This window comes from Gottschalkiaceae bacterium SANA, assembly GCA_036323355.1.
GTDB lineage: Bacteria > Bacillota > Clostridia > Tissierellales > GPF-1 > GPF-1.
Genome location: AP028876.1, coordinates 1,791,947 through 1,816,856, shown reverse-complemented (window position 1 = coordinate 1,816,856; position 24,910 = coordinate 1,791,947). Strand labels below are relative to the sequence as shown.

Genomic DNA, 24,910 nt, shown 5'->3' with positions numbered 1-24,910 from the left:
CTTACGACTTCTCTTTGGCGACCTAGAAGGGACTCGAACCCTCGACCTCCAGCGTGACAGGCTGGCATTCTAACCAACTGAACTACTAGGCCAAATATGGTGGGCACTATTGGGCTCGAACCAATGACCCCCTGCTTGTAAGGCAGGTGCTCTCCCAACTGAGCTAAGCGCCCATATTTGTGTCTTACTTGAATGAAATTGGTGACCCTACCGGGATTCGAACCCGGGTTACCGCCGTGAAAGGGCGGTGTCTTAACCGCTTGACCATAGGGCCCAATTTGGTAGCGGCAACAAGGATCGAACTTGTGACCTCCCGGGTATGAACCGGACGCTCTAGCCAGCTGAGCTATGCCGCCAAATATGGTTGCGGGGACAGGACTTGAACCTGCGACCTCCGGGTTATGAGCCCGACGAGCTACCAACTGCTCCACCCCGCGACATTATGTTTTCTTCGGTTCTCCCAAGGAAACTTGCGTTTCCTTAGGTCCGACTCTATGGCTCTCAGGGTGGGACTCGAACCCACAGCCTACCGGTTAACAGCCGGTTGCTCCACCATTGAGCTACCTAAGAATAGTTGAAACTGGCAGCGTCCTATTTTCCCAGGCAGTCTCCCACCAAGTATCTTCAGCGCTAAAGAGCTTAACTTCCGTGTTCGAGATGGGAACGGGTGTGTCCTCTTTGCTATCGTCACCAGATTCTTTTGTCAAGAAAGCTTATTTGCTCTCTCAAAACTCAACAAGAATCATCCGCTTTAAAACTCTCTTCTAATCTGATCAAGTCCTCGACCTATTAGTACTGGTCAGCTAAAGACATTGCTGCCCTTACACCTCCAGCCTATCAACCTCGTAGTCTTCAAGGGGTCTTACTCACATAAAGTGATGGGAAATCTAATCTTAAGGGGGGCTTCGCGCTTAGATGCCTTCAGCGCTTATCCCTTCCAAACTTAGCTACCCAGCTATGCTCCTGGCGGAACAACTGGTGCACCAGCGGTTTGTTCATCCCGGTCCTCTCGTACTAGGGACAACTCCTTTCAAATTTCCTGCGCCCACGGCGGATAGGGACCGAACTGTCTCACGACGTTCTGAACCCAGCTCGCGTGCCTCTTTAATGGGCGAACAGCCCAACCCTTGGGACCGAATTCAGCCCCAGGATGAGACGAGCCGACATCGAGGTGCCAAACCTCCCCGTCGATGTGGACTCTTGGGGGAGATAAGCCTGTTATCCCCGGGGTAGCTTTTATCCGTTGAGCGACGGCCCTTCCATTCGGTACCGCCGGATCACTAAGTCCATCTTTCGATCCTGCTCGAGTTGTAGCTCTCGCAGTCAAGCTTCCTTTTACCTTTACGCTCTACGCACGATTTCCGACCGTGCTGAGGAAACCTTTGAGCGCCTCCGTTACATTTTTGGAGGCGACCGCCCCAGTCAAACTGCCCAACTGACAATGTCCCAAGACCAGATTCATGGCCTATGGTTAGAATCCTAGTATAATAAGGGTGGTATCCAAAGGGCGACTCCACCGAAACTGGCGTTCCGGCTTCCAAGTCTCCCACCTATCCTGTACATATTATACCAAAATCCAATGCCAGCCTGCAGTAAAGCTCCACGGGGTCTTTCCGTCCTGCCGCGGGTAACCCGCATCTTCACGAGTACTGTAATTTCACCGAGTCCATTGCCGAGACAGCGCCCAAATCGTTACGCCTTTCGTGCGGGTCGGAACTTACCCGACAAGGAATTTCGCTACCTTAGGACCGTTATAGTTACGGCCGCCGTTTACTGGGGCTTAAGTTCTGTGCTTCGCGTTACCGCTAACACTTCCCCTTAACCTTCCAGCACCGGGCAGGCGTCAGCCCCTATACTTCGTCTTTCAACTTAGCAGAGACCTGTGTTTTTGCTAAACAGTCGCTTGGGCCTTTTCTCTGCGGCCCTCAAAAGCTTACGTCGTATGACTTCACTCTCAAGGGCACCCCTTCTCCCGAAGTTACGGGGTCATTTTGCCGAGTTCCTTAGCAATGGTTCTCTCGATCATCTTAGAATTCTCTTCCTGCCTACCTGTGTCGGTTTACGGTACGGGCACCTTATCTCTCAATAGTAGCTTTTCTCGACAGCGTGGGATCAGCGACTTCGGTACTAAATTTCCCTCGCATTCGCGTCTCGGCCTAATAGTGTGTGGATTTGCCTGCACACTAGCCTACCTGCTTAGACACACATAACCAACAGTGTGCTCTACCTACCCTTCTGTGTCACTACATCTCTCAAACAATCTAAGGTGGTACTGGAATATCAACCAGTTGTCCATCGCCTACGCCTTTCGGCCTCGGCTTAGGTCCCGACTAACCCTGAGCGGACGAGCCTTCCTCAGGAAACCTTAGGCTTCCGATGGCGAAGATTCTCACTTCGCTTTCGTTACTCATGCCAACATTCTCTCTTGTATGCAGTCCACCGCTCCTTCCGGTACGACTTCGTCCCACATACAATGCTCCCCTACCCCTGTATCTAAAAGATACAAGCCGTAGCTTCGGTAATTAGTTTGAGCCCCGGACATTTTCGGCGCTGGACCACTCGACCAGTGAGCTATTACGCACTCTTTGAATGAATGGCTGCTTCTGAGCCAACATCCTGGTTGTCTGTGTAGTCCAACATCCTTTCCCACTTAACTAATATTTTGGGACCTTAGCTGACGGTCTGGGCTGTTTCCCTTTCGACTATGAAACTTATCTCACACAGTCTGACTCCCAAGTATATATCTGCGGCATTCGGAGTTTGATAAACTTTGGTAACGTATAAACGCCCCTAGGTCAGTCAGTGCTCTACCTCCGCGATACTCTCCTTGAGGCTAGCCCTAAAGCTATTTCGGGGAGAACCAGCTATCTCCGAGTTCGATTGGAATTTCACCGCTATCCACAAGTCATCCCAACACTTTTCAACGTATATGGGTTCGGTCCTCCACGAGATTTTACTCCCGCTTCAACCTGCTCATGGATAGGTCACCCGGTTTCGGGTCTAAAGCATACAACTAATTCGCCCTATTCAGACTTGCTTTCGCTTCGGCTCCGGACCTGAAGTCCTTAACCTTGCTGCACACCTTAACTCGTTGGCCCGTTCTACAAAAAGTACGCCGTCGCACTTTAACGTGCTTCGACCAATTGTAAACATAGGGTTTCAGGTTCTATTTCACTCCCCTTCCGGGGTTCTTTTCACCTTTCCCTCACGGTACTATGCGCTATCGGTCACTAAGGAATATTTAGGCTTGGGAGATGGTCCTCCCGGCTTCCCACAGGGTTTCACGTGTCCCATGGTACTCTGGATACCGATCAGATATTCGTTGATTTCACCTACAGGACTATCACCTTCTACGGTTCCGCTTCCCAGCGGTATTTGGCTATCAACTTGTACCCTTATATCGGTCCGCAACCCCAGACTAGCAGAGCCAGTCTAGTTTGGCCTGTTCCCCTTTCGCTCGCCGCTACTCAGGGAATCGATTTTTCTTTCTCTTCCTCCGGCTACTTAGATGTTTCAGTTCACCGGGTTCCCTTCCTATGGCTATGTATTCACCATAGGATACATACGGTTTGCCGTATGTGGGTTTCCCCATTCGGATATCTCTGGATCAACGCCTGCTTGCGGCTCCCCAAAGCTTTTCGCAGCTTACCACGTCCTTCATCGGTTCTTAGTGCCAAGGCATCCGCCCTATGCTTTTTATAACTTGACCGTTTCTTAAAAGAGAATTCTAAAGACAAAAAAATTACATTCACCCACTTCGATTTACATCTAGTGCTGTGTTTGTTTTTTATTTTTGCTTGGATGATTCTTATTGAGTTTTCAAAGAACAAAATGGTGGAGATAAAGAGATTCGAACTCTTGACCCCCTGCTTGCAAAACAGGTGCTCTCCCAACTGAGCTATACCCCCACGGTTTTTGTGCACCCACAAGCTTGCGCTTGCCTTGCACCCTACTTGACATTCGCTTTCAAGTAGCTTTTTAACTTTGAAAGACTTATGATCTCTCAAAACAGAACATGACAGTTCTCGTTTCTCCCTAGAAAGGAGGTGATCCAGCCGCACCTTCCGATACGGCTACCTTGTTACGACTTCACCCCAGTCATCGATCCTACCTTCGGCGCCTGCCTCCCTAAAAGGGTTAGCCCAGCGACTTCGGGTATTACCAACTCCCGTGGTGTGACGGGCGGTGTGTACAAGGCCCGGGAACGCATTCACCGCGACATTCTGATTCGCGATTACTAGTAACTCCAGCTTCATGCAGGCGAGTTGCAGCCTGCAATCCGAACTGAGATCGGCTTTTGAGATTCGCTCCGGATCGCTCCTTCGCTGCCTGTTGTACCGACCATTGTAGCACGTGTGTAGCCCAGGTCATAAGGGGCATGATGATTTGACGTCATCCCCACCTTCCTCCGGTTTATCACCGGCAGTCTCTCTAGAGTGCCCAACTAAATGCTGGCAACTAAAGATAAGGGTTGCGCTCGTTGCGGGACTTAACCCAACATCTCACGACACGAGCTGACGACAACCATGCACCACCTGTCACCGGTGTCTCCGAAGAGAAAAGTCTATCTCTAGACCGGGCACCGGGATGTCAAGACCTGGTAAGGTTCTTCGCGTTGCTTCGAATTAAACCACATGCTCCGCTACTTGTGCGGGCCCCCGTCAATTCCTTTGAGTTTCAGTCTTGCGACCGTACTCCCCAGGCGGAGTGCTTAATGCGTTAGCTGCGGCACTGAGGTATCGCTACCCCAACACCTAGCACTCATCGTTTACGGCGTGGACTACCAGGGTATCTAATCCTGTTCGCTCCCCACGCTTTCGTTCCTCAGCGTCAGTATTTGTCCAGAAAGCCGCCTTCGCCACTGGTGTTCCTCCTAATATCTACGCATTTCACCGCTACACTAGGAATTCCGCTTTCCTCTCCAACACTCAAGTTCCCCAGTTTCAAAAGCTTACAATGGTTGAGCCACTGCCTTTCACTTCTGACTTAAAGAACCGCCTACGAACTCTTTACGCCCAATAATTCCGGATAACGCTTGTCCCATACGTATTACCGCGGCTGCTGGCACGTATTTAGCCGGGACTTTCTTCTTAGGTACCGTCATTATCTTCCCTAAGAACAGAACTTTACGACTCGAAAGCCTTCATCATTCACGCGGCATCGCTGCATCAGGGTTTCCCCCATTGTGCAATATCCCCCACTGCTGCCTCCCGTAGGAGTCTGGACCGTGTCTCAGTTCCAGTGTGGCCGTTCACCCTCTCAGGCCGGCTACTGATCGTCGCCTTGGTAAGCCATTACCTTACCAACTAGCTAATCAGACGCGGGACCATCCTATACCACCGGAGTTTTTACCACTGCAACATGTGATGCTGTGGTCTTATCAGGTATTAATCATCGTTTCCAATGGCTATCCCTGTGTATAGGGCAGGTTTCCCACGCGTTACTCACCCGTCCGCCGCTTTCCTCATCTTCATTCACCCGAAGGATCCTTCCAATAATTCTCGCTCGACTTGCATGTGTTAGGCGTGCCGCCAGCGTTCATCCTGAGCCAGGATCAAACTCTCAGTAAAAATATTTCCACCCCTAAGGGTGCTTTTACCAACCAAGCATTACTGCTTGATTTAGCGTATTTCTTGTTACTTCTTCATTGACCAAAAGGTCAAATTCGAGGCTGTCATGTTCAGTTTTCAAAGATCATTTCGCCGCCTTGGCGACTTGACTAGTGTAACATATCTGGAAGATACTGTCAACCGTCTTTTTTTATTTCTTTTTGTTTTCGCTTTGCGTTTCCGCTTTTAGCAACTTACTCAGTTTAGCATTTGACCCAATTCTTGTCAAGTACTATTTTTTGCTCTCTTCCGCTTGTTTGCTAGCTTTGAGCATTTTTTAGCGGCCAAGTTTCCTCGACCGCTTATTTATAATACCAAAGGAACCCCCTACTGTCAACCCAGAAAAAGAAGTTCTTATTTTCTGACGATTCATTTGCCCACAGACAAAAATCCAAAGAGATTATTCCAAGTAGAATCGGTTTCAAAACCCTTTCTCCATGCGCCGAATCCCGCCAATTGATATTGATGAATCAATTGAATGCGTTGATACATGGATAAGTCATCTTCCAACCAAATCTGATAGCGACTATCTTCATCTTCGTAGCTAACTTTGAATTGTCTAGCACCGGGATCCCAGACAGGCGTCAAATCCCTTTCATTGATAATATTTTGAACCCCATTCAATGTCAATGCTTTCGCCCGTGCCTTGCCTGTTCCCGACAATGGTTCCTGCCATCGACGGACATAAAGTGGTATGCCCAAGACCAGCTGTTCTGCCGGTACTTCCTCCAAGGTCATCTGTATACTTTCTTCCGTCCACTGCATACTGGCAACGGGTCCACTCTCCCCACCACCATGATAGTACTCGTCGTAAGCCATCAAAAAGATATAATCTAATGCATTGGCCAACTCTTTTCGATCATAACATAAGGACCAGTTTGGACTTCCGCCTGGACGAGTTACATCCATGGATAAAAATAAATCAGCTTCTCTCGTCTTGATAAACAATTCGCGGACGAATTGAGACAAGTAGTCACGATCCTCTTCATAAATGTTTTCAAAATCCAGATTAATTCCTTCTAATTTATATGACTGTGCCAATCGAATGATTTCGTCTTCTACTGATTGCCGCTGAATTGGGTCTCGCAGCATCTCCTTAGTCCAATCTGGATTAAAGTCGTTTTTGAAAAGTGCCCATATAGCGTAGCCCTGTTGCTCCGCCCATTGGCGATAGGTTTCATTGCCCATATCTAGAATCTGAAAGTTCCCCTCTTCCTTTTGAAGAGAAAACCATGTGGGCGACAGAATATTGAGGCCAATGGCCGGTTCCAGCTTATAGGTTAAGGCTGTATTTTCATTAAAGTAATCCCAGGCCAATAAAATCGGTTCAGAAAATTCCTTGTTGGCCTTAGGCGTTGGCTGAATGACTTCATGGAAGGTGATTTGTTGTTTTTGCAAATACCCCTCTCTTCCACTTGCCGTCACAACAAATATCCAATCATCTTGGTCAATTAGCCTTTCTTCATAAGTGAAAACTCGACTCATAGGGGTTAAAATATCAACGGCAGAGGCCAAGATCGAAGGTTTCTCTCGTAATCGAACCGTTTTATTCACATGATACTCAGAATAGGAAATAGAACCACTTTGCAGACTAGCACCCGATTTAGCTGCACTCCAATGAATGGGTATGCCCAGGGCATTTTGTACAATGTTAGCAGAAAGATAAAAGTCTTCGTTGGCACGAAATCCCGCCCCCTCTTCATCAAGCTTTCCATTGACAAAGACAAGGTCACCGGTCAGGGTTAACATGGTCAATCGATCTGATGAAAAGATATGCAAACTTTCTTCTTCCTGGAAACTAATCAATCCCGGAATGGCTCTGACCTGAGAATCCAATAGATACAATTCCCCGTTATGAAGAAGGGTTTTCGCCTCTTCAATTAATTCGCCATCGATTCTTACTTGAAATTCATCTCGTTCTTCCGGTTGATCGAAAAAACGAATCCCCAAAAAAAGTCCGACCAAAACACCTAAAACAACTATAAGTATGATGCTCCATCGTTTCATAAGCTTCCCCCTCTACGTATCTTCATTATACCGAATTTCAGGGTTTTCAATATGAATTCTTTATGAATCTTGTCCTAATTTTGACAATAGTTCTTTTGCCGCAGCTTGTTCGGGATCCAACTTCAGCACCTGATGCAGGTCTGAAATCGCATCACGAACCTGATTCAAGGCTAGATTTATCTGTGCACGCACCAAATAGGCTACAGGCCACTCTCGTTCTGCACCAATGGTTTTCTGAATGGATTCCATGGCTTCCTCATATTTCCCGGATATATATAAAGTTTGCGCTACTTCAAAGAGAACCATGGGTTCCCCCTCTTTTAAAAACTCCGACCGACGCATATGGGTCATGGCTTTTCCCAATTGGTTTACACCACGATAACATATTCCTAGTAAAAGTTCAGCCTGCCACCATTGTTTTTCTTCAGATGTAAGACTTTCCAAGAGCAAAATGGCTTCTTCAAATCGACTTGCTTGTGAATAGGCCACAGCTTCTTCGTACAAAGCATAAGGATTAATGGCCTGAAGTGTTTCAACTACCTCTTGCTTAATTTCATCTAGATTTTCTTGGTTTGCAATCAAGTCCAAGAATCGTTGAAATTGGTGCTTCGCCCCCCGATATTGTTTGCTATATACATAATAGTGCCCAAGTTTATAATGGGCCGCATATAACTCTGGGGATTCTTGAATTAATCGCAAGTATTCTTTGGAAGCTAAGTCATACAGATAAGTTCCCGCACGATCTGCGCCTTCCTTGATTCTTTTTTCCGCAAACCGTTCGATACTCACGGCATAAGAAAATTGTAACTCTTGATTTTTCGGATATAAAAAGGTCAAGGTTCGTAGCAAGATCATTGCATTGTCCGGCATCTCTAAATCAAAGAACAATTGCACCTTTTGCTGCAGAGCCGCTTGAATCTGATGATTGGTTAACTCTTCCAACAAGTTATGATAGGTTTGATAATGCAAAAAACTTTCATCAATACCCATGATCATGGCTAGATCAACAATTAGGTTATCCAATTGTATATCGGTTCCGATATCCGTTTTTACCCAACCCGCCATTGTTTCAGTTCGAATAGGCAAGGGTAGATTCGATGGAATAACACCCTGAGATTTTGGAATCGAAACGGGTTCCTTTAGTTCAATAAAAACCCATTCGTCCATTCTTTTTTTTAATACTTCAGATAAATTCATACAATCATCCTTCTTTCAAATTCTCGTTTTCTTCTAGACGACTTGTCTAGCAATTGATACACCAATCCTCGATAAACCATCCAAAGGAAAAAGAGCGCTTGACCCAATCCAAGAATCAAAATATTGGACAATCCGTAAATTGTTGAGGCAAATGGCGCGATGGTTAACAAATTCAAATCCAAGCTTCCGGCAATCCCGTAAAAAACAAGCTGCCAAATAGCCATCATCGCCGTCCAAATTAAAAAGTTTTCCTTTTGAAAATGAAAAATTCGTTCAAAAACGCCTGTGAAGTTTTCATTGCGAAGATAAATGGTTTCAGGCAAGGGACTCAAGGCTAGGTACATAACAAATGGAATCACAGCAATGCCCGCAAAAGAAAAACGATAAAGCAAACCATTCCCAGCAAAAGCATATAGAATCCACAAAAGGAAACGAACGCCTAAAACCTTGTAAAAGAAAGCCATCATGCCATCTTTAAAGGTATGAAATCCAACACGATGGTTGCGAATGACGCTTAGGACCAAATAATATAAGACAGAAAGCAAAACCGCTTGCCATAGAGAGAACAGCAAGCCAGAGAACATACTCCCTCCAGCAAACAATAAGGGCGTAATCAAAAGATAGGCCAATAAAATCCCCCAACTCAGGGCGATGCCCATCCCAAGATTTTTACCTCTCGCTAGAAATAGTTTACCTGCTTTCTTATAAACGTATAGCCAATCGGTTAAATTGAACATTGTCTTTTTCCTCCTTTAGTTGATAAAGCTCACATGGCTGAACAAAAAGCGGCCTTCTTTTTTTAAAGAAGATCAATGAGATTTTTTTATGATTACCTGGTTTTATGACCTTGCCCAAGGTTTCGAATCGGGCGATTGCCACATCCGGATATCTTTTCTTTCGTAGATTGCCTTCAAACAACATTTGTTTTTCTAAGAATAGCTCGGCAAGGGCGTTTTTCTGAGACCGTTTCATTTTGGTCGCAGAATGATCCTTACAAAAGGGTTCGCCGTTTGCGTATAAAGAATCAAAAAGAAGTCGTTCCTCCCATTCCTTTCGCGCCTCTTCTGTCAGATCCCATTTTTGCGAGAAATCTAAAAGAATGCTATACAAAGCTCCACTTCTATGTTTGCGCAAATGGAGATCCAGACCCACCCAATATTCCGTAAATTTTTCAAAAAAGTCAAATGGCGAATTGAATTGATCCAATGCAAAGGGTAAACTCATAATAAATCCTTGGCTGTTGTTGTATTTATCAACCAAATCTTCAATCCATTTTAAGTGCTGAACATCCTTGTAAGACAGCCACGGTGTCTTTAACACTTCGTATGGCGGGTCTTCGGAGCATATTAATTTATATTCTTCATTTCTCATGCGAAGTTCAGATCCTTTCAGGAGCTTTAAAAATCCCAATTGAATAACATGGGCATCCAAGGAAAACACATCATTAAATGATTCTCTAAAAGAAGAATAATCCTCAAATGGCAATCCCGCAATCAGATCCACATGAAGGTGAATATTATCTGGTCTACGCAGCTGTTCAATGACACGTCGATACAGATCAATTTCCCTCGGCCTATGAATGGCTCTTGAGGTTTCTGGGTTTGTTGATTGAATCCCAATTTCAAGTTGAACCATTCCCTCTGGCAAAGTCGCTAATCGCTCAATAAAAACTGGGGTGAGACGATCGGGACTACACTCGAAATGAAAGTTCGTTATGCCATTATGCTTTTCTTCCAAGAAATCAAGTAGAGCCATGGCTCGATCTGGATCCGCGTTAAATGTTCGATCGATAAACTTGACCTGTTTCACTTTCTGTGACAAAAATATGGCCATATGAGCAGTAACCTGTTCTAAGGGACGGTAACGCACGCGATTTCCATCTTGTGCAGAAAGACAAAAAGCGCAGCTGTATGGGCATCCCCGCGAACTTTCGTAGTAGAAGATCTTCCCAGGCTCATGCATGTCCTTATCTGAATAGGCAAATGGGAGACTTTTCATAGGGGTTGGCTCTCCCAACGGGTTCTTTATAATTTTCATTTCTTTACGGTAGGTCAGCGAAGGAACCTGTGCGTATTTCATCGGTTGAAATTTAATCTCTAATAGCTTAAGAAGGACATTTTCACCTTCTCCTCTTACGATCAAATCAATGCAGGGCTCTTTCTCCATCAGTATTTCTTCTTCATAAGAAACCTCAGGACCGCCAAGAAAAAGAATAATCTCCGGATTAATTTTTTTAATTTGTCTGCAAACCTGCAAAATTTCATTTAAATTCCATATATATGCAGAAAAGCCGTAGGCTTTACTTGGATTTCTCAACAATTCAGAAACAATACCGGCAATGGGTTGATTGATGGAATACTCTTGATGATCAATTTCGTGTTCTGATAATTCGGATCCCAGCTCTGACAAATATCGTCCAGCCAATCCGGTGTGTACATACTTTGCATTTACAGAAACTAAGGTTACTTTCATCTCTCCTACCTCCAATTCGAATCTTATTATAACACATGTATCAATATAGGCAGAATGTGGTATAATGATACCGAAAATAGGAGGTGGGCTTATGGCATATATGACCGCGCGACAGATACGTCACCAAATGAATCTTGATCGGCTCCGAGAATTGGGCTGTAAAGTGAAGAGCATACAAGGAATCATGTTTTTTGTTAAATTTGAATCCAAAGAGCTCAAAATCAGTTATCTCTACCATATTACAAAAAGCAACAAATATTTCTTGGAACGCATCAAGCCCTATGTTGTTGTTGCAGGGGAATTTGGTACGGAAGAGGATGTTGTCAAGGCAATCAGTATTGATCTTGAGCAATTTCAAAATGCATCTCAAAGTTCGCACTTCAATGAATTTATTGCGATTGATACCGCAATTTCCGATACGGTAGCCCGTTTTGAAGATCTTTTCTTGTATTACAACCTTGAGCAAGAGAATATCGATATGTTAAATTTAGAAATTAAACGAATCAATGATTTGTTGATTGAAGTCAAGAGTCGAAGCGAACGAATTTTTTACAAAAAAGATCCAAATAATCTTTGAAAACGGAAAATAGTTTTTTAAAAGAAAAAAGCGATGATTATCGCTTTTTTTTATATCGAAATATATAAGTTCGCAAGATTCCCTTAGCCTCAATCTCAAGATGGGTTGGCGTTTCTTTTTTGTTTACGATTTGAAGGGGTCCCAAACAAGCATGCGTGCATGTTTCACCGTTTTTGCATTGACGCAATTCCGAATTGCCTATACCTGTTCGTTCTCTTCTTTGCAGACGATCAATAGAAATTCGCCATTGATTGACTCGCCCAGTCTCATATTCTATGTCTTGACCCCAACTGCTTTCCATTTCTTTCGGCAATGGGAAAGTACCGTCACAAACAACTTTTTGAATCCAATTGATTCGGCCCCTCTCTACACGAACGATTTTCGATTTTTCTTCCATCGTTTGCCAAGCCTTAGGCTTGTAATGCGATAAAATCCAGTTGGTCTCTATGGATTTTATCCATTCTAATGCAGACTCTAGGGATGGAATCACCCATTCCCCTTGGACTTGCAAGGCATGAAAACTGCGCAGCCAAATATAATCATGGAAAAGATATTGGACTGGCATTTGTAAAGACCCGTAGAGATGGAAAAATTCTTCCTCAAGAATCGACCAATGAACATTTCGAAACATCAGTCCCAATAGCAGCCCACCCCGAATTCGAAACGGAACTTTAGAATGGGTTTTATTACGATTCAGCAGAGAATCAGCAAGTTCGGGACAATAAAAAAAACAAGTCTTCATTTCTTCTCTCAACCAAGTATAGTCCACACGCCAAATATTTTTTTCTTCTTCTCTCATCGCGCGCATTAGCAGTTCGATGGCCTGAGTATCAAAGCATTTATGAGACAACTCATATATTCTACAATTTCTTTTTTCTAAATTCATCTTCATCACCATATTTTAGTATAGCACAAAGGCGCTCAATGAGCGCCTTCTCTTTTTATTGAATGCGATTAACCAAGAGTCGCTACCATAACCGCTTTAATCGTGTGAAGTCTGTTTTCAGCTTCGTCAAATACAACGGATTGCTTGCTCTCAAAAACCTCATCAGTGACTTCCATAGCATCCAAGCCGAAAGTTTCAAAAATTTCTTCTCCCACTTCGGTTTCACGGTCATGGAAGGCCGGCAAACAATGCATAAAAATAGCTTCAGAATCAGCAAGATCCATCATGGCACGATTAACTTGATAGGCTTGTAATTTCTGAATTCTCTCTGTCCAGACTTCCTTTGATTCCCCCATAGAAACCCAAACATCCGTATAAACAACATCAGCACCTTCTACTGCAACTTTTAAATCATCAGAAAGTGTAATGCTGGCACCCGTCTCTTTGGCAATTTCACGGCATGTTGCAACCAATGTTTCTTCTGGGAACAAATCAGAAGGTGCACAAATTCTAAAATCCATACCCATTTTCACGGCACCGATCATCAAGGAATTAGCCATATTGTTTCTGCCATCTCCTGCATAAACAAACTTGATTCCTTTTAAGGAACCTTTATGTTCTTGGATGGTTAAAAAGTCGGCTAATATCTGAGTTGGATGATATTCAGTCGTTAATCCATTCCATATCACGACCCCAGAATGTTCTGCCAAAGCATCGACCTTTTCTTGACCATATCCTCGATATTCAATTCCATCATAGAATCGGCCCAAAACGCGAGCTGTGTCCGCAATGGATTCCTTCTTTCCAATTTGGCTACCTGTTGGTCCCAAATAGGTAACATGAGCACCTTGATCATATGCTGCAACTTCGAAAGAACAGCGGGTTCGAGTGGATGCTTTTTCAAAGATCAGGGCAATATTTTTTCCCATCAATTGCTTCGACTCATTCCCTAATCGCTTTGCGCGTTTCAGATCTTTCGAAAGATCCAGCAAATACTGAATTTCAGTTGGCGTATAATCCAACAGTGTTAAAAAATGACGACCTCGTAAATTTTGTGGCATTGGTTTTCCTCCTTTTATTGGCGAACCAAGGGCATGCTCATGCAACGCGGTCCGCCTCGTCCTCTCGAAAGCTCTGACGAAGGGATGATATGCAGATGCAAGCCATAGGATTCTAGTACGGCATTGGTCATGTAGTTACGTTCATAAACCACCAGTTCTCCTGGAGCGATTGCTAAGGTGTTGGATCCGTCACTCCATTGCTCTCTAGCAGCATGAACAACATCTCCGCCTGCGCATCGAATCAAAGTTACAGCCTGTCCAAGGGATCTTGACAGTATGGTTTCTAAATCTTCATGAATCTCTCGAATTACAATATCATTTTTCGTTCCTGGTTTCTTTTGTAACTCATACACCGTCAAAGGACCTTCAATTTCCGGATGGATGGTGAATTTATCTACATCGACTTGCGTAAATACGGTATCCAAATGCATAAAGGCTCTAGTGCGTGGTATTTCAAATGCAAGTACTCTTTTAAACTCATTTTGTGCTTGAAATAAATTTTGAGTTAATCTTTCTATAGAACGTGCATCGGTTCTCTGAGAAATACCAAAGGCGAGGGTTTCATGGTTCAAAATCAGTTCGTCGCCCCCCTCCAAGGAAGTATTTTCATTCCTATTGAACCAAAAGGGCGGATTTTGTTTTGATAGTCTAGGATGATGCCTAAAAATAATTTGAGCAAAAATTGTTTCTCTACACCGTGTTTTGGTATGCATATGGTTTAAAGAAACACCATTTCCAATGGTTGCAAAGGGATCCCGCGTAAAATACAGGTTTGGCAATGGCTCCATTAAAAAGGGTTGGCGGCTTTCCACATAATCATGCAAGGTCTTTTTTCGATACGTAGGCATTTCGGATTTTCGAATTCCAGCCATCATGCTATGGATCATGGGACGTAATTCCATGGATGAAAAATGATGAATCAATACGCCGCGCAAAACTGGATCATAGATGCCTGCTTCCAAGATAAATTGCTCGACAAAACTGGGAAGCAATTTAGGTTGAGCTCGTAAGGTTTCTTCTACAAGATCAACAAGGTATAGAACTTCTACGCCCTGATTTTTCAAAACCTGTGCAAAATAATCATGTTCTTTCTGCGCAATTTTAAGATAAGGAATATCGTCAAACAACAATCGTTCCATGGAATCTGGTGTAAGGTTTTCCAACTCGCGGCCCGGTCGATGCAGCAGCACTGATTTTAGCTTTCCAATTTCACTATATACATGTAATGCGTCTTCCATAAAATCACCTCGTTTTCTATGATTATTATAACAAACGACTAGCGACAGTCAAACGCAAAAATCGCATATTTATACAATCAATGTATAAATATGCGATTCGTTCACCAACATCGGCTCTCTGATCTGAGAAAAACTGACAATTCAATGCTTTCTTTCAAATTTTATTCAGAAAAAAAAATATATATAAGAGGCTGAACCAGCCGCTTAATTTTTTACATCTTCTCTGGTGCTTTGATTCCCAATAGATTCAAACCTGTTTCAAGAACTGTTTTCACAGCCAAAACAAGGGCCAATCGACTTTCTTTTACTCCTTGATCATCAACCAGGATGGGACAATCATGATAAAACTTGTTGAATCGCTGTGCAATTAGGATGATTTTTCGGGTAATCATGGAAGGCTCGTTGCGGAGCATGGCTTGTTCTACCGCATCCGGAAATTCGGCAAGCTCTTGAATCACATCCAAGGATGAAGGATCCAATAACCGATCATAATGAATGAGATCCGCATATCCTTCTAGACCTGATTTTCGAAGAACGCTGCATGCGCGAGCATGGCTGTACTGCACATAAGGTCCCGTTTCACCTTCAAAGCTTAACATTCTCTCCCAATTGAAAACAATATCACGATTTTTATTGTTGCTAAGGTCATTGAAAATCACAGCACCAATTCCGACTGCTTTTGCAACTTCCTCCTTGTTTTCGAGCTCTGGATTTCGTTCGTCAATAATTGATTGAACCTTCCCAATGGATTGGCTTAACAGATCATCAAGAAGAATAACATTCCCTTTTCTCGTTGCTAATTTCCCTTGTTCTGTACTGACACGGCCGAAGGATTCATGCATTAAATCGCCAGCCCACTCATAGCCCATCAACTCAATTACCTTAAACCATTGTTGAAAGTGAAGGTCTTGGGCATAATCTGTGATATAGATGCATTTTTCAAAATCAAAGGTCTTTTTTCGATACAAAGCAGCCGTAATATCACGGGTTGCATAAATCGTTGCGCCATCCCGCTTTAAGATAATGCATGGCGGCATTTCCTCACCTAAATCAACAACATAAGCGCCGTCGGATTCAACCAAAAGGTTTTTCTCTTTGATCTCTGCGACAACAGGTTCCATTTTGTCGTTGTAGAAACTTTCTCCGGTAAAATGATCAAAGGAAACCCCCAGGATCTCATAGATGCGATTAAATTCTACCATGCTCAATTCCACGAACCACTTCCATAGACGCTGTGCTTCTTCGTCTCCATCTTCTAAAGACTTGAACCATGCGCGTCCTTCCACTTCGTATTCCGGATGCTCATCTAATTCCGCATGAATTTTTACATACAAGTCCAAGAGCGCCTTGATGGGTTCCACCTCAAGGGCCTTGTCATCTCCCCAATGTTTATAAGCAGCAATCAGCATGCCAAATTGCTTGCCCCAATCACCCAGATGATTGATGCCGATGGCATTGTAACCTTCGAATCCATAAATCTTATAAAGGGAATTCCCAATCACGGTTGATCGTAAATGTCCAACATGAAAGGGTTTTGCAATATTAGGTGCAGAAAAGTCAATCACGACATTTTTGCCATGACCCAATTCTTTTGAGCCGTATTTAGCTCCCTTCTCCATCACCGCTTCCAAAACGCTTTTGATTACACCCGTCTTGTCTAGGGTGAAATTTAAATAGCCGCCTACAGCTTCTACCTTTGCAAGGGGTGCTTGCACGTTAAAGTCATTGACTAACTCTTGAGCAATCATTGGGGGTGCTTTTCTAAATGTTTTTGCCAATCGGAAACAAGGAAAGGCATAGTCTCCCATCTCCCGATCTTTGGGCACTTCCAGAATCGCTTCAATTTCCTCTACTGATAAAAAATCAATTTTCTTTGATAATTGTTTGGCAACTTCTACTTTATAATCCATTTTTTTCCTCCTGTATCTATATGAATCCAGGCTCGAACCTGGTTCTCGACTGACCATCTTCCTTGCACAAAACTTTAGCGGATTGCTCTCTTCCGCTAAACATGGAAGGAAGATTATTCCTCTGCAATAAAAAAAGCGAAGCTCGTCTCCTAATTAGAGACGACTTCGCCGTGGTACCACTCTAGTTGGGATTTCTCCCCGCTTTATTAGATAACGGTTCACACCGGGAGCTTAGGCTCCATCTCCGAGGCTCGTTTCAAGATCTGTTCCCCATAGAGCTCACACCATCCTCTACTCGCTTTTGTTCCCAGAATCCCTACTTTTCTCATCAACAATTCATTTGAATTTTTTTTGATTATATCATGTGTTTATTAAATTTGCAAGAGTTAGCGGAATTCTGCAATGGTTACGCCATTTCCACCTTCACCCATCTCTCCTCGGCGATATTTCTTGATATGGGGATGAGTACTCAACCATTCTCGCACCCCTCGCATTAAAACCCCACTACCCAAACCGTGAATAATTGTGACCATAGCTAAATTGGACAATAATGCATCATCCACATACTTGTCAAGTGCTTCCATAGCATCTTCCCAGTTTAAGCCGCGAAGATCCAAAGTGGATCTCACTTGCCTCATAATCATAGGTTTAACTTGCGTTGATTGAATTGGTTCATGCTGCTGTTTAACCGGTTCCAAGTTTTTCTTCTTCAGTTTCATTTTCATGGCACCAACCTGGACCAAGACATAGCGTTCTTTTTCATTAATCTCTAGTACAACGCCAGTTTGTCCCAGAGATGGTATGCGAACTTGATCGTCCACCTTCAGTTCCTTAACCGGATTATGTGATTTTCTAAGAACGATGCGGTCTTCTTCCCCTTTCAGGGCTTCTAATTGCTCTTCAAATTTTCTTTCAATGGCTTGTCCGGCAAAATGATCAGAATCCTTCCAACCATCACGTTGCTGTCTTGCTTGGTCCAGCAATTCTTCTGCTGTGCGTTTTGCCTGTTGCAGAAGTCGCTTTGCCTCTTGTCTGGCTTTTTTGTTTTCCTTTTCACGAATGGCGTGAAGCTTTTGCTTTTCTTTTTCTAATTCTTTTTGCTGGCGCTCCATTTGAATGCGCAGATCCCGTTGACGTTCGCTTTCTTTTTCGGCAATTTTTCGTTCCTTTTGCAAATCAGTTAATATCTCTTCAAATTCAACATTTGAATGATCCATCAAACCTTTCGCTTTTTCGATCACAGCATCGCTGAGACCAAGCTTTCTAGCGATTTCAAAAGCATTTGATTTACCCGGAATCCCCATAATCAAACGATAAGTCGGTGAAAGAGTGTCTACATCAAACTCCATAGAAGCATTGATGATACCTTCCGTAGAAAGCGCATATTCCTTTAATTCACTGTAGTGGGTGGTGCAAGCGCAAAGAACTTGTTTCTCCAATAAAAAGGATAAAATCGATCTTGCCAAGGCCGCCCCTTCCATAGGATCGGTACCAGCACCGAGCTCATCTAACAAGACCATGCTCTTGGCTTGAAGGTTTTTCATAATCTGAACGATATTGACCATATGGGACGAAAATGTACTCAAATTCTGTTCGATGCTTTGTTCATCACCCAAATCCACATACAGTTCTTCTAAAAAGGGAACTTGACTCTCTTCTTCAACAGGAATTGGAATTCCGCAAAGGGACATCAAAACCAACAAACCAATGGTCTTTAAGGTAACAGTCTTACCTCCCGTGTTGGGTCCAGTAATCAAGATCATCGGTTTGGGCATGCCGAAAGCAACATCAACTGGTACAACATCCACACTCGGAAGCATGGGGTGTCTTGCTTTTTTCAAGTTGAGACATGGCTCATCTTTGATTATTGGTTTTGTTGCTCTCATATCCAAGCCATAAGAAGCAATGGAAAAGATCAAATCCAGTTGGATGAATTGCAATTGATTATTGCGCATTAATGGAGAAATTTCCTGCACCTTCATACTGAAAGCACGTAGAATGCGTTCGATTTCTTTGCGTTCTTCCATTTCCAATGATCGGATTTCATTATTAATTTCAACAATCTCCATAGGCTCGACAAAGATTGTTGCTCCGCTGGAAGATTGATCATGAATAATGCCTTGAAACTTGCCACGATATTCCGCTTTCACTGGAATGACAAAACGATCATTTCTCAGGGTGATCAAATGCTCCTGAAAAATTTTATCATTTGACTTCCTCGTAAGAATCACATTCAATCGCTGGCGAATCGAATCACGTTTCACTCTGATATTGCGCCGAATTTGCTTCAAAGCCGGACTAGCCTCATCGGCAATTTCTTCTTCACTGATGATCGCTGCATCAATCTCAGACGCAAGACGCGTATGGGTGTCAATATTTTCAAAATAGTCGCTTAAGGGAGATGTTATGTCATCTCCGTAGCTTTTCAAATCTCGTGCCACACGAAGATTTCTCGCCACACTTAATAAGTCCCCAGGATGTAATATGCCACCCTTTTCCGCATGAGAAGCAATTCCCACAATATCTCCATATCCTCGTAGAGGCGCATAGCCCTTTCTCAAAATACGAGACATAGCAGACTCTGATTCATTGAGAGCTTGCTTCACCTGGGCAATACTGCTTTTAGGGTGAAGCTTTCTCACACGTTGACGTCCCATGTCATGGGCACATTTCAATTCAATCGTTGCAAGTACTTTATCGAGCTCAAGGCGTTGAATCGCCTTTTGATTCATTATTTCACCCCCCATTTAATCATGGATTGATCACCTGGAAGATCTTGACGGTCTAGCCATTTGTTCAGTTCTTCTCTATCCGCAACATTGCTTTTTTCTACCCATTTTTCCAAAGTCTTGACAGGATCGCTTTCGTCCCAGAATTGGAAACGTAGATTTCGAATACCCGCCCGCTTTAATTCAGACAAAAAGGCAAGATTTGAAATGGGTTCATGGGACAGCAGATAAGAAAACTCCCCCATTCGCGCAACCGGATACGATCGTTCTTCCTTATCTTTAAGGTGATAGACTCGGCTACAAGACTCACATAGATTACCTGTACAAATTCCCATCGATTTCATAGGACAGTGACGCATAGACATCAAAGGAATCCGTCCATACCCCATCACTTCAAAATCGCCTTCAATCCCTTTTGAAAGGGTACGAATTTGATCAACGGATAATTCTGGTGATAGATGAATGGTTTCTAACCCTAGGTTCTGAAGACGATAAATACTCCACTGGTTCATGGGAAATAGACTGATCCCAGAAGATTGAAACCCTAAATGAGTTTGATTCCAATCGTTTTGCTCAATGTTTTGACTTGTTTCCGGCATAATTTGTCCATAGAGGCTTGTCCATCCAACAGCTACGCCCATTTCGCGTGCTTTTGCAACCCAGGCTTCAGTCTCGAGTTCTGGTAAAATCCAAATTTGATCATAAAACTTAGGATTGATTTGTTGGCCAATCTTTGCGCCATAAATAGCTGCTGTATACTTCATCGTATTCACAGCTGGATTCCCCTTGGAATCTGGCAAGCTTACCCGAACATTCGAATCATCTTTCATCAGACGTTCGTTCCATACTTTTTCGGTCATTCTTCGTCTCAATTCATTAACCAAACGAGCTGGCACATAGGCCAATTCTGCAAGTGTAATATCCAAGACGTTCCAATAAAACGGAGTCCCCCCCATTTTATTCAATTGTTTTTTGATCTCTTCTTTGTTACTTCCTCGAGAGCGAGCTGCTTCAATTGCGTCTTCACTTTCAAACGTCCATGATTTCCCTTCACAAATCACAACTAATTGAAGTTTTTTACCTATTTCAACAACTAATTGTCCATCAATCCCGAGCCAAGGTTCTATCTTGTTTTGATTCCAATCCAAGAACTTCTCGAGTGCATGATTTTTTGTTAAGAAAACTTCTCCGCTAATACGCGGTTTGGCTTGAAAACGAATCAAGGTTAATGTCTCGCCCATGGATTCGCTCCACGATATATTTTGACCAACCCACTCTCCCTCACGGTCTTGATATCGAATGCCATCACCCGATACAAAAGTATGTTTTGATTCAATTAAGGCTTTTCCATTGGAATATCGTTTAACATGTCCAACCGATATTCCCTGATGATTGGGTTGGCCTTGACTGCCAATCTCTTTGATCGATGCATTGTTTAAGAGTCCCTTTGTAAATCCACGGTAATACAAAGATTTCATTTCTTCTATTCGAACAGGCAAAAGCTCCTGTTTTCCATCAATTGCTTGGCGGTAGGAACGGACCACTCCTGCAACATAAGCCGGGCGTTTGCTTCGACCTTCAATTTTTAAAGAATGGACGCCACATTGAATCAATCGTTCAATTTCTTCGATTCCGCAGAGATCCTTTAGACTCAGCCACGGTGCTTCAAGTCCATGTGCTTCTTGGCTTTGATAATTCAGTCTGCATGGTTGCGCACACCGACCGCGATTTCCACTTCGTCCCCCCCTAGAAGAACTAAGCAAGCATTGTCCAGAAGCCGAGACACAAAGAGCACCATGAACAAATACTTCAAGCTCTATACCTTCGATCTTTGCGCATTTTTCAATTTCATCAATGGAGGTTTCTCTGGCCATAACCACGCGTGAAAAGCCAAGTTCCTTCGCTTTTCTGACACCCGCTTCATTATAGATAGAGAATTGTGTACTTGCATGACATTCAAAAGATGGATAAGCTTCTTGCATATAGGTCAAAACACCAAGATCCTGAAGGATTACAGCATCAGAACCTGAATCCACGATTTTTTCCATCGTTTCTTCCAAAAGCGGCCACTCGTTATCCCGAATTAAGGTATTGATGGCTACATATACCTTTACATTTCTAAGGTGTGCGAATTCAACGTAATCCGGCAAGTCAGCCAAAAGAATATTTTCAGCACCCATTCGTGCATTAAAGCTTTCCACACCTAGATAAACGGCGTTTGCACCATAACGAATCGCTGCGTAAAAAGCATCAGGCGTCCCGGCGGGTGCCAATAATTCAATCATTTCATTTTCTTTTTTCATTTCATCTCCCATAAAAAAAACCGCGACAGGAAGTCGTGGTTATTTTCCCAACTCTTGATTTTGTTTTCGTGCTTGCACCAATTCAATCTGCGTATGAAACAACTTATTTTGTAATTCATGAATGGTGTTTTCTGCTTTGAGCAAAGCATCATTTTTTGCACGAATTTTGTCTTTTAGTTCTTCCAAAACAATAGGATCTACCCTTTCTCCTGGCTCCAGCACATTGATAGTCGCCATTTGCTCTTGCAATCCTGTCAATTCATTTTCAACTTCGAATACGGACAACAGCATTGCCATGCGGTCATTGATCCGCTGGCTTGCAGCCAGTTTTTCTTCAATCCGATTGACGGTTTGCCCCGCAATCTGATTAAGCACCTCCTGAGGTTCATCACCGACTACGGTATAATTTACGCCCTTGATGGTCAATGTCACACGATTCATTTCTGACATGGCAATCCCTCCTTTTTCTTATTATAGCATAAGTCAAAAAAAAAAAGGACTGCATAAGCAGTCCTATCTTAATTTTGCCTCAAAATCTTTTTCCAAACGTTGTAAAATTTTATTTTGAACCTTGGCTACTTCTTCGTCTGTCAAGGTACGATCCTTCGCTCGATAGGAAATGGAGTAAGCCAAACTTTTCCAGCCTTCCGGAACCTGAGCACCTGTATAGACATCAAATAGTTTGGTCGTCTCAACCAATTTTCCACCAGACTCCTTCATCGCCTTTTCTAGGAATTTTGATGGCAAAGAGCTCGGTACCAAAAGTGCCAAATCTCGTGTCATTGCCGGATACTTTGGCAATGGCTGATAGGTTTTTTTATCCTCCGCAAGCGTATGGAAAGCCTGCAAATCCAATTCCGCAGCAAAAACAGCTTGATCAAGGTTGAAATTCTCTGCTACAATTGGATGCATTTGGCCCATTCGTCCCACCTCTGCACCATCAATCAATATCCGTGCACATTGACCCGGATGAAAACTCGGATCACTTGTTTCTGGTTCGAATTCAACATTTGATAAATTCATACCGGAAAGCAAGGCTTCTACATTGCCTTTAAAGGAAAAGAAATCGGTATTTTCACTAACTTCAGCAAGCACCATTAACATCTTCTCAACAGGCAATTCCGTTACAGGAAGCGACTTTGGTATGAATACGTTACCCAATTCAAAGGCAGCCATTTCTTTTACCCCATGGTTCATATTACGAGAAACCACTTTCATCATATTTCCCAAAAGGGTTGTTCTCATAATGCTGAAATCTTCACCCAAAGGATTCAATAATCGTATCAATTGTCGTTTTGGACTGGTCATAGGAATACGCAATTGATCGTATACCTTTTCGCTGATAAAAGAATAGGTCATAATTTCATTGAAACCCAATCCACGCATAATTTCTTTTGCACGGTCTTCTCGAACACGCGCCTTGCTGTATCGGCCTTGTCGTACCTCCATGCGTAGCGGTGCGGGCTCGATATTATGAAATCCATAGATCCGTCCAACCTCTTCAATAACATCAGCCTCAATTTTGATATCCCCACGATGGCTTGGTACTTGAACATCGATGACATCACCTTTACAGGTCGCTTCTAAACCAAGTCGCGCCAAGGAGTCCAATTGATCGGCTAGGGGAATTGATACACCCAAAAGAGCGGCTGCGCGATCTAATCGCATGCTGACTGTGCTTGCTTGATAAGCAACAGGATAAGCATCTATCACGCCATTTACCACAACTCCTGCTCCTAGCTCTTCTAATAAAGCACAGGCGCGCTGACAAGCATAGGCTGCCATTTCGACATCCAAATCCTTTTCGAATCGATTGGAGGCTTCTGTACGCATGCCTAATGCTTTTGCTCCCAAGCGTACTGTTTTACCATCAAAATTCGCTGATTCGATCAAAATTGTTGTCGTAGTCGATGAAATTTCAGAATTTCCACCCCCCATGATTCCAGCTAGAGCAATGGGTTTCACCTGATCAGCAATTACCAAAGCGTCTTCATCAAGATTTCGCTCGGTACCATCTAGGGTCACTAGGGTTTCGCCAGCTTTCGCTCGACGGACACGTATTTCTTTGCCCTCGACCTTCTCTACATCAAAGGCATGCAAGGGTTGACCGGTTTCCAACATCACATAGTTGGTCACATCAACAACATTATTGATGGGTCTAACACCGGCTTTCATCAAACGAATTTGCATCCAAATAGGAGAAGCCTCAATTTTGACATTCTTCACAACGCGGCCCATATAGCGCTTGCAAAGATCTGTCGCTTCAATGGTAACCGTATTCAAATACTCGTGGATATTGCCATCACATTGTTTTGCCTGGGCTTGAGGAATCTGAATTGTCTTTGACAAAGTTGCAGCTGTTTCTCTTGCCATACCAATCATACTTAGACAGTCCGGGCGATTGTTCGTGATTTCAAAATCAATGACATCGTCATAGAGTTTCAAGGCATCTCTAATATCTTGGCCCAAGGTATATTCATTAGTTAAGATAAATATGCCTTCTTTGGCTTCTTTCGAAATAACAGAATCAGCAAAGCCCATTTCCTCTAAAGAGCACATCATACCTTCAGAAACCTCTCCACGAAGCTTGCCTTTTTTGATTTTAAAGTTTCCAGGCAGAACTGCACCGACGGTTGCAAGAGGAATCAAATCGCCCTTTGCAATGTTTTTTGCTCCGGTTACAATTTGAAGTGGCTCTTCCCTGCCAATATCTACCTTGGTAACAACTAATTTGTCAGCATCGGGATGTGGCACGATGGAAAGAATTTTTCCAACTACAATACCGGTGCATTTATTTCCATATTTTTCGATTGAATCGGCATGAGAGCCGGACATCGTCAAACGATCGGAAATCATCTTTCCCGATTGCTCAATTTCTACATATTCTGATAACCATTCAATGGATACTAACATTCTTTCCC

13 protein-coding genes, 7 tRNA genes, 3 rRNA genes and 1 other annotated feature are annotated in these 24,910 nt (G+C 43.3%); of the genes, 1 reads left to right on the top strand and 22 read right to left on the bottom strand.

The annotated features are described in order from the left end of the window. Window positions 1-15 precede the first annotated feature (15 nt). From AC25CA_RS08550 to AC25CA_RS08485, 14 genes are all read right to left on the bottom strand, one after another. Window positions 16-92: transfer RNA gene (locus AC25CA_RS08550), tRNA-Asp, on the bottom strand. Window positions 93-97: 5 nt separating this feature from the next. Further along, a tRNA-Val gene (locus tag AC25CA_RS08545) sits at window positions 98-173 on the bottom strand. Between the two features lie 26 nt (window positions 174-199). Continuing rightward, window positions 200-274: transfer RNA gene (locus tag AC25CA_RS08540), tRNA-Glu, on the bottom strand. A gap of 5 nt (window positions 275-279) precedes the next feature. Beyond that, window positions 280-356: transfer RNA gene (locus AC25CA_RS08535), tRNA-Met, on the bottom strand. Between the two features lie 5 nt (window positions 357-361). Next, window positions 362-437, bottom strand: a tRNA-Met gene (locus tag AC25CA_RS08530). Window positions 438-495: 58 nt separating this feature from the next. Further along, window positions 496-570 (bottom strand) — tRNA-Asn (locus tag AC25CA_RS08525). An 8-nt stretch (window positions 571-578) separates the two neighbouring features. Continuing rightward, window positions 579-695: ribosomal RNA gene (gene rrf / locus AC25CA_RS08520) — 5S ribosomal RNA — on the bottom strand. A 74-nt stretch (window positions 696-769) separates the two neighbouring features. After that, window positions 770-3,709, bottom strand: a 23S ribosomal RNA gene (locus AC25CA_RS08515). A gap of 123 nt (window positions 3,710-3,832) precedes the next feature. Then, a tRNA-Ala gene (locus AC25CA_RS08510) sits at window positions 3,833-3,908 on the bottom strand. A gap of 131 nt (window positions 3,909-4,039) precedes the next feature. After that, a 16S ribosomal RNA gene (locus tag AC25CA_RS08505) occupies window positions 4,040-5,570 on the bottom strand. Together the 16S, 23S and 5S rRNA genes with 7 tRNA genes alongside form the textbook arrangement of a ribosomal RNA operon. Before the next feature lie 408 nt (window positions 5,571-5,978). Continuing rightward, window positions 5,979-7,616, bottom strand: a complete 1,638-nt coding sequence (locus AC25CA_RS08500; RefSeq protein WP_486813429.1) for a glycosyl hydrolase family 18 protein — start codon at window positions 7,614-7,616, stop codon at window positions 5,979-5,981. Window positions 7,617-7,676: 60 nt separating this feature from the next. Continuing rightward, window positions 7,677-8,813: a tetratricopeptide repeat protein gene (locus tag AC25CA_RS08495; RefSeq protein ID WP_486813428.1), complete on the bottom strand. Its 1,137-nt coding sequence runs from the start codon at window positions 8,811-8,813 to the stop codon at window positions 7,677-7,679. Further along, window positions 8,810-9,550: a hypothetical protein gene (locus AC25CA_RS08490; RefSeq protein ID WP_486813427.1), complete on the bottom strand. Its 741-nt coding sequence runs from the start codon at window positions 9,548-9,550 to the stop codon at window positions 8,810-8,812. Before AC25CA_RS08490 ends, AC25CA_RS08495 begins: the two co-directional genes overlap by 4 nt. Further along, window positions 9,516-11,285 (bottom strand): B12-binding domain-containing radical SAM protein, encoded by a 1,770-nt coding sequence (locus tag AC25CA_RS08485; RefSeq protein WP_486813426.1) that lies wholly within the window; start codon window positions 11,283-11,285, stop codon window positions 9,516-9,518. Before AC25CA_RS08485 ends, AC25CA_RS08490 begins: the two co-directional genes overlap by 35 nt. Before the next feature lie 91 nt (window positions 11,286-11,376). Between AC25CA_RS08485 and AC25CA_RS08480 the strand changes: the two genes are divergently transcribed. Beyond that, window positions 11,377-11,862, top strand: a complete 486-nt coding sequence (locus AC25CA_RS08480) for a hypothetical protein (RefSeq protein WP_486813425.1) — start codon at window positions 11,377-11,379, stop codon at window positions 11,860-11,862. Between the two features lie 37 nt (window positions 11,863-11,899). Here the strand turns inward: AC25CA_RS08480 and AC25CA_RS08475 are convergent, their stop codons facing one another. The 8 genes from AC25CA_RS08475 to pheT form a co-directional block, all read right to left on the bottom strand. Continuing rightward, window positions 11,900-12,748 (bottom strand): hypothetical protein, encoded by an 849-nt coding sequence (locus AC25CA_RS08475; protein ID WP_486813424.1) that lies wholly within the window; start codon window positions 12,746-12,748, stop codon window positions 11,900-11,902. A gap of 68 nt (window positions 12,749-12,816) precedes the next feature. Further along, entirely contained in the window at window positions 12,817-13,809 is a 993-nt protein-coding gene (argF, locus tag AC25CA_RS08470; protein WP_486813423.1) for an ornithine carbamoyltransferase, read from the bottom strand. A gap of 14 nt (window positions 13,810-13,823) precedes the next feature. Next, window positions 13,824-15,047: an arginine deiminase gene (gene arcA, locus AC25CA_RS08465; RefSeq protein WP_486813422.1), complete on the bottom strand. Its 1,224-nt coding sequence runs from the start codon at window positions 15,045-15,047 to the stop codon at window positions 13,824-13,826. Window positions 15,048-15,259: 212 nt separating this feature from the next. Beyond that, on the bottom strand, window positions 15,260-16,957 hold the full coding sequence (gene argS / locus AC25CA_RS08460; protein WP_486813421.1) for an arginine--tRNA ligase: 1,698 nt from the start codon (window positions 16,955-16,957) through the stop codon (window positions 15,260-15,262). A gap of 152 nt (window positions 16,958-17,109) precedes the next feature. After that, window positions 17,110-17,298 (bottom strand) — a binding site (T-box leader). Window positions 17,299-17,343: 45 nt separating this feature from the next. Continuing rightward, entirely contained in the window at window positions 17,344-19,689 is a 2,346-nt protein-coding gene (locus tag AC25CA_RS08455) for an endonuclease MutS2 (protein ID WP_486813420.1), read from the bottom strand. Beyond that, on the bottom strand, window positions 19,689-21,989 hold the full coding sequence (locus AC25CA_RS08450; RefSeq protein ID WP_486813419.1) for a U32 family peptidase: 2,301 nt from the start codon (window positions 21,987-21,989) through the stop codon (window positions 19,689-19,691). The genes AC25CA_RS08455 and AC25CA_RS08450 overlap by 1 nt, the downstream gene beginning before the upstream one ends. Before the next feature lie 39 nt (window positions 21,990-22,028). Beyond that, window positions 22,029-22,439: a hypothetical protein gene (locus tag AC25CA_RS08445; RefSeq protein WP_486813418.1), complete on the bottom strand. Its 411-nt coding sequence runs from the start codon at window positions 22,437-22,439 to the stop codon at window positions 22,029-22,031. Between the two features lie 63 nt (window positions 22,440-22,502). Continuing rightward, the gene (gene pheT, locus AC25CA_RS08440) at window positions 22,503-24,902 is read right to left on the bottom strand and encodes a phenylalanine--tRNA ligase subunit beta (RefSeq protein WP_486813417.1); all 2,400 of its coding nucleotides are present in this window, start codon (window positions 24,900-24,902) and stop codon (window positions 22,503-22,505) included. Between the last annotated feature and the right edge of the window lie 8 nt (window positions 24,903-24,910).

Bases quoted from the DNA above. Each gene is read 5' to 3' on its own strand.
- AC25CA_RS08500 (WP_486813429.1), bottom strand. From the start codon at position 7,616: ATGAAACGATGGAGCATCATACTTATAGTTGTTTTAGGTGTTTTGGTC.
- AC25CA_RS08495 (WP_486813428.1), bottom strand. From the start codon at position 8,813: ATGAATTTATCTGAAGTATTAAAAAAAAGAATGGACGAATGGGTTTTT.
- AC25CA_RS08490 (WP_486813427.1), bottom strand. From the start codon at position 9,550: ATGTTCAATTTAACCGATTGGCTATACGTTTATAAGAAAGCAGGTAAA.
- AC25CA_RS08485 (WP_486813426.1), bottom strand. From the start codon at position 11,285: ATGAAAGTAACCTTAGTTTCTGTAAATGCAAAGTATGTACACACCGGA.
- AC25CA_RS08480 (WP_486813425.1), top strand. From the start codon at position 11,377: ATGGCATATATGACCGCGCGACAGATACGTCACCAAATGAATCTTGAT.
- AC25CA_RS08475 (WP_486813424.1), bottom strand. From the start codon at position 12,748: ATGAATTTAGAAAAAAGAAATTGTAGAATATATGAGTTGTCTCATAAA.
- argF (WP_486813423.1), bottom strand. From the start codon at position 13,809: ATGCCACAAAATTTACGAGGTCGTCATTTTTTAACACTGTTGGATTAT.
- arcA (WP_486813422.1), bottom strand. From the start codon at position 15,047: ATGGAAGACGCATTACATGTATATAGTGAAATTGGAAAGCTAAAATCA.
- argS (WP_486813421.1), bottom strand. From the start codon at position 16,957: ATGGATTATAAAGTAGAAGTTGCCAAACAATTATCAAAGAAAATTGAT.
- AC25CA_RS08455 (WP_486813420.1), bottom strand. From the start codon at position 19,689: ATGAATCAAAAGGCGATTCAACGCCTTGAGCTCGATAAAGTACTTGCA.
- AC25CA_RS08450 (WP_486813419.1), bottom strand. From the start codon at position 21,989: ATGAAAAAAGAAAATGAAATGATTGAATTATTGGCACCCGCCGGGACG.
- AC25CA_RS08445 (WP_486813418.1), bottom strand. From the start codon at position 22,439: ATGTCAGAAATGAATCGTGTGACATTGACCATCAAGGGCGTAAATTAT.
- pheT (WP_486813417.1), bottom strand. From the start codon at position 24,902: ATGTTAGTATCCATTGAATGGTTATCAGAATATGTAGAAATTGAGCAA.